We start from the raw sequence: 5,782 nt of genomic DNA on the forward strand, positions 1-5,782 counted from the left end.
ATACTGAACCTCGCGACCTTCCTTCTTCGCGGCTTTCAGCTCAGCAGCCAACTCCAGCAACTCCAACCACTCAGCAGGAGTAAAATCGAGTTCTTTCAAAAAGTGACGACCGTGAAAATCAGTCATGGGTTTTCCTTTCAAAATTGGTGTTTTCGTAATGATTGGTAATGTGCGGAGAGTATCTCTCCGAATTTCTGGCCGGTGCCGCACCGAAAAGGTCACGGCTGCCGGCCAGAAAAAACATACCCCCCGTGGGCTGCCCCGTTGATAACCTCCGAGGCAGCCCGGAGGGGAAACTTATAACCGCTTACGAGTGGCTCTACTTGTAGAGCGGGTCGCGAGCAATCGGGCAGCTCATGCAGCGCGAACCACCGCGGCCACGGCCGAGTTCGGCGCCGTCAATCTCGAGCACCTCGATACCAGCATTGCGCAGGTTCTTGTTGGTCTCGATGTTGGAGCGGTAGCCCATCACGACACCCGGCGCAATAGCCAGGGTGTTGTTCGCGTCGTTCCACTGTTCGCGTTCGACGTTGAAGTAGTCGCCGCCGGTGGGGGAGACATGGAACTTCACACCCAGCGCCTCGTTCAAGGTATCGACCAGCTTCGTGCCATCGCGGCGAATATCAATGCCGCTGGACTTGGACTCATCAGGACGCAGCGAGAAGGTCCAAGTGTTGTCGATGTAAGGCAGGTAAGCATTCACGACGTCCTCGGAGCAGAACGTAAAGATGGTGTCCAGGTGCATTGCTGCACGAGTCCGCGGAATACGCGCCACGATGACGCGCTCAGCAGCCTTCTTGGCGAACAATTCCTTGGCCAGCTCCGTAGTGGCGTTCAACGAGGTACGCTCGCCCATGCCGACCAGCAGCACGCCGTCCTTCAGAGGCATCACGTCGCCACCTTCGATGAAGGTGTTGGGGTGCCACTTCTTGTCGGGATCAGCGCCGAACCAGATGTTGAAGTCCTCGTTAGCGAAACGCGGGTGGTACTGGTAAATAGCGTGGGTCAGTAGGGTCTCCTGACGGCGGGCCTGCCAGTACATCGGGTTCAGGGACACACCATTGAACACCCAAGCGGAGTTGTCACGAGTGAACTGGGTATTGGGCAGCGGATTGAAGATCCAGTCGTCCAGGTTGTAACCGTCAGGGGTCACAGCCTTCTTGTACACGCCGCCGACTTCATCGGGAATCTCGTCGAGGTTGATACCGCCGATGAGGTAACGTGCCAGTTCCTTGGAGTCCATTTCCGTGAAGTAATCACGGAAGTCCTTGGCAACAATGGGGTTTACCATGTCGTCGGCAACGCGGCGATCCAAGATAAACTTGCGAGCTTCCTTGTTATCCAGGATTTCACCCAGCATGACCTGCATATCGAGCACTTCGATGTCGCGGGCCTTCATCTGAGCCACGAAGTCATCGTGGTGTTTCTGTGCTTCTTCGACCCACAAGACATCATCGAAGAGCAGGTCCGAGCAGTTTTCAGGAGTCAGCCGCTTATGTGCCAAATCAGGCCTGCAAACCATCACAGTACGCAGAACCCCTGCCTCAGAGTAAACGCCAACTTTGTTGTTCATATTGATTCCTTCCTAACGTAATCGTTGGTTTGGTACGCACGCTGTTCGCCAAAGGGCGCAAGGACTTTTGGTCATCGATACAGCTGTACGAACCGAGCCGAGAGAACCCCTTTGGTCCTCAGGCTGTGTGAATATGAAGTTATTTTTCATGAGACTTTCTTTGGCGATGGCTCGATTCGGTCGGGGGGCCTCACCGGGCCATCGCCAAAGAAAACGCAAGATTCAATTGTCGGTAGTCTTTACAGACCGTTCCAGAACATAGCGCTGATGAAGTCACCCTTGAACACGATGACCCAGATAATCAGCAGTACTGTGAAGGCTATGGCCACGCCCAGGAAAATCTTGTCTTTACCCTGGAAAGCCGGCTGGTCAGGATACTGTTCCTTACGACCCTTGTAATACAGCGGAGAGCCAATCAACCACAGCAAACCGTTGAGGAACAGCAGCCCGATGCCGCCAGCCCACAGCAACCACATTGTGTAGATAGTCGCGATGATGCCAACGCACATCCGGTAGCCTTTAGACGACTTCACGCCTTCCGCTTCGTTGTTTCCCTTCTTGGTCTGAATGATTTGGTAAACGGCGGAAATGACGTAGCACGGAATAATCAGCGAAGCCGCGATAGTAATCAAGTCGGTGTAGCTCGAGGCAAAGCCCAAAACCATGATGATGTAGACGATGGAAGACACAATGTTGGTCACCCACAGAGAAACTGTCGGGGAACCCTTCCGATTCGTCTTGCCAAAGGCCGCCATGATGTTGTGGTCAGCTGCCGGCACGAACAGAATCTCGGAAGCCAGCATGACCCAGGTCAGCATAGCGCCAGCCACGGAAATCAGCACTGCAATGTTGATGAATCCAGCGCCCCAGGGACCGACAGCAGCCGCCATCGCACCACCCATGGACGGATCGGCGAGCCCAGCCAACTCGGGCTGTGCCATCAAGCCATAGGACAGGACGTTGACGAATACCAACAAAGCCAGCACGGTAAGGAAAGCGATAACCGTAGCCTTAGCCACATCGCTGGACTTCTTGGCACGAGTGGAGTACACCGAAGCACCTTCGATACCGATGAACACCCAGACCGTAACCAGCATCATGTGGGAGACCTGAGCCATGACCGGGCCGAGCCCGGCTTCTTCGCCTTCGGGACCAACCTGCACCACGTTGCCCCAGAAGTCAGCCGTAAAGAAACCGACCTTGAAAGCCACAGCAGCACAGATGATAAAGACAACAATCGGAATGATCTTAACCGCGGTAACAATCGTGTTCACAAACGCAGCGGTACGAATACCGGCCAAAATCAGGAAGTGAATCAACCACAGGCAGACCAAACCGAAAATCAACCCCGCGATAGAAACGGAATCTCCTTGCATCAAGCCGGAGAATACCGCGAATCCGCCTAGAGCTGACGTGAAAAAGGCAATGTAAGAGAGGTTGCCGGCCCAAGCCGATAACCAGTATGACCAGGCTGACATAAAGCCGCCGAAGTTGCCCAGACCTTCCCGCGCGTAGCCATAAACACCACCGGTGATGTCTGGACGGGTCGTTGCCAAAGATTGGAACACGAAAGCCAGCATCAGCATGCCGATGCCGGTAATCAACCAACCTATTAACAGCGGCCCCGGTGCCGCGTTGCCAGCCATCTGGCTCGGTATCCCGAAGATACCAGCACCAACCATGGAACCTATACCAAAAGCAATCAACGGGAATAGGGGAAGTTTAACTTCCTCTGTTTCCGCAACAGCATTGTCGTTGCTCATTCTTTACCCTTCTATATGGAGTGAAGTGTGCGGTCTCGAAAACAGCGCTCTCGGGGTATGCGCCCCCATCGCCACTGCCCTAAAAACATCTGTTGTTTTTCGCACTGATTCATTGTATTACCAGTTCACACGTAAATCGAGAGATTTCAGAATTTGAATAATTATGCGTATACCCTTCTTTGTCCCCCCTGTACTCTGCATTTAGAGAATGCATATATTTTCATGTTACAGTAGGCGGTTTTGGGGTGGTCGCGCTTTCGGGAGGCTGCACAAGCGCCGGGCTCTGGCTGCACAAGGTGGGTGGGTTTTTGTTCGTCTCGTCAGGCTTTAAGGGGTACTTGAGTCTGTACTGGGCAAGTTATTCCACGGGATGCGCAGTCGTTGCTGGCGCGTACAGGCATGAAAATCAGGAAACGGCAAAACAACACCGCACCGAGACGGTGGAAATCATTGAGTAGCGCGCCCGAAGGGACTCGAACCCCCAACCTTCTGATCCGTAGTCAGATGCTCTATCCATTGAGCTACGAGCGCTTCGCGAACCAGTTTAATACAAGCCTTTCTTGATATCAAAATCCTAAAATGGATAGCCACAAATCCACGGCGACTTCCAGGTTACTGTCCAGGAAGTCATAGGCGGAGGTATGCAGGGGCGGCCAATCTTGCCCGTTGCCGATATAGACCATCGCCCCGCTGGCGAGTTTCAAGTAATGTCCGAAGTCTTCCGAGGCCCGGTAGGGCTTTTCCAGGTACACCACCGGCAGCCCCGCACGCTGTGCGGCGGCGGCAACCAGGTCTATTGCCGCGTCATCGTTGCAAGTCTCAGGAAAAACGTCGCAGTCGGTTATGGACAGCAGCAGGGAGGTCTGTTTCGCCAGGTGGGAGGCCTCGTCACAGATTAGGCTCTTTAGCTTGGCCAGGTCGGATTCGTTTTCGGCACGCAGAGTCAGGTTCAGCTCCCCGTGGGACGCCGAAATACCAAAGTCTTTGCGTCCGACTTCGATCCCCACTACCGTGGCCAACACGAAACCCTCAAAACAGGAATGCCGATTACCGAGTCTCGCCACGCCCGCCAAATCCATAACGTAAAGAACCAGCTGGGCAATCGTTTCGCTGGGGTTCACCCCCGCTTCCGGGTTGCTGGCGTGCGTAGTGATACCTTTATACTCCAGGCTCAGCCCTTGCGAGGCACACTGCGACACGCCCCGTTTCAGAGCCACGCAGCCGCGAGGTATCCCGCTCCAGTTGTGGAAAGCGTAAATCTGGTCGATTGCTTCCCTCTCAATGAGCCGCGAACTGGGGAAACCTCCAGCCCCGGTTTCTTCGGCCGGCTGAAAGATGAGATAAACGTCAGAGGGCACATCGCGCCCTTCCAACTCCAAAGCCAGTCCCGCCAGAGCCGAACTGTGCCCATCATGACCGCACTTGTGCGACACCCCAGGATTCTTAGAGGCGTAAGGCAAATCCATATCTTCTGGAATGGGCAGTGCATCGTAATCTGCACGAAAACCGATGGAGGGCTGAGCGGGATCCGTTCCCGGAACCTTGACCCAAAACCAACTGCCTTCATCATGAATGACAAAGGAGGTATGTTCGGCTAAAAAGCTCATCAACCTGCGCTTAGTTTCAACTTCTTGCCCGGAGATTTCGGGGTGAGCATGCAGCTCATGGCGCAGCTCTGTCACCAGTTTCAAGTTGTTTTTCTGCATCGTTCTAAGGTTCCTCTTGTCCGCTAACACGCTCAGCCACGGTATTGATTGGCGAGCCTCACTGCTAGTTTAGTCAGGATAAGCTGCGAAGTTGCGGTTCTGGGAAAGTTATCCCAATCCTGCGATAGAGAGCAGGAGTTCGTGAAGTGCTTGGGCTGATTCTTCGTCACGACAAATAATCAGGACGGTGTTGTCCCCCGCTATCGTGCCCAGGACTCCATCAAGGTTTTCCTTGTCGACTATGGACGCCAGAGGGGAGGCCGCCGCCGGGTGGGTGCGCAAAATGACTTGATTGCAAACACAGGTTGATTTCAGCAAAAACTGTTTCACCCAATAGTCCAGACTGCCGTTTAGCGGTTTCGCGCCCTCCGCCGCGCCCTCGGTGGGAACCAGGGAATAATGCAGGTTTCCGTCACGGTCACGAATTTTTGTGGCTGATAGTTCTTCCAAATCTCGCGAGAGAGTGGCCTGCGTCACGTTGAAGCCCAGGACGTTGAGGTGATTCTGCAAAGCCCGTTGGGAGCGAATCACGTTTTCTTGCAGCAGCCGGGAAATCACGGCGTGACGGGTCGCTTTCGAGGGGACGACTCGGGGCAAAGTGTCGTCGGTCATAGGCAAATCAACCCCCAATAAAACTGGAACTCGCTCTCTGTAACCTCTAACCTACACCGTGTTGGTGGGGTTCTCTAGTTGGGTGGGTGTTTAAACGGGTTTCGCCCCCCAGGGGTGGGGGGCGAAAC

General features: G+C 54.3%; 4 protein-coding genes, 1 tRNA gene and 1 pseudogene. All 6 read right to left on the minus strand.

The window, feature by feature from the left end:
* A pseudogene (locus tag AC5LBQ_RS09195) lies at positions 1 to 126 on the minus strand (ornithine carbamoyltransferase); the annotation flags it as partial.
* A gap of 193 nt (positions 127 to 319) precedes the next feature.
* Positions 320 to 1,573: an arginine deiminase gene (locus tag AC5LBQ_RS09200; RefSeq protein ID WP_295028787.1), complete on the minus strand. Its 1,254-nt coding sequence runs from the start codon at positions 1,571 to 1,573 to the stop codon at positions 320 to 322.
* A gap of 239 nt (positions 1,574 to 1,812) precedes the next feature.
* The gene (locus AC5LBQ_RS09205; protein WP_493265297.1) at positions 1,813 to 3,336 is read right to left on the minus strand and encodes a basic amino acid/polyamine antiporter; all 1,524 of its coding nucleotides are present in this window, start codon (positions 3,334 to 3,336) and stop codon (positions 1,813 to 1,815) included.
* A gap of 458 nt (positions 3,337 to 3,794) precedes the next feature.
* A tRNA-Arg gene (locus AC5LBQ_RS09210) sits at positions 3,795 to 3,867 on the minus strand.
* 35 nt (positions 3,868 to 3,902) lie between these two features.
* On the minus strand, positions 3,903 to 5,042 hold the full coding sequence (locus AC5LBQ_RS09215; RefSeq protein ID WP_493265298.1) for a M20 metallopeptidase family protein: 1,140 nt from the start codon (positions 5,040 to 5,042) through the stop codon (positions 3,903 to 3,905).
* A gap of 108 nt (positions 5,043 to 5,150) precedes the next feature.
* Positions 5,151 to 5,654 carry an arginine repressor gene (locus tag AC5LBQ_RS09220; protein ID WP_295028793.1) on the minus strand — a complete coding sequence of 168 codons (504 nt, stop codon included), beginning with the start codon at positions 5,652 to 5,654 and terminating at the stop codon, positions 5,151 to 5,153.
* Positions 5,655 to 5,782 lie beyond the last annotated feature (128 nt).

This window comes from Mobiluncus sp., assembly GCF_985070215.1.

Bases quoted from the DNA above. Each gene is read 5' to 3' on its own strand.
- AC5LBQ_RS09220 (WP_295028793.1), bottom strand. From the start codon at position 5,654: ATGACCGACGACACTTTGCCCCGAGTCGTCCCCTCGAAAGCGACCCGT.
- AC5LBQ_RS09205 (WP_493265297.1), bottom strand. From the start codon at position 3,336: ATGAGCAACGACAATGCTGTTGCGGAAACAGAGGAAGTTAAACTTCCC.
- AC5LBQ_RS09200 (WP_295028787.1), bottom strand. From the start codon at position 1,573: ATGAACAACAAAGTTGGCGTTTACTCTGAGGCAGGGGTTCTGCGTACT.
- AC5LBQ_RS09215 (WP_493265298.1), bottom strand. From the start codon at position 5,042: ATGCAGAAAAACAACTTGAAACTGGTGACAGAGCTGCGCCATGAGCTG.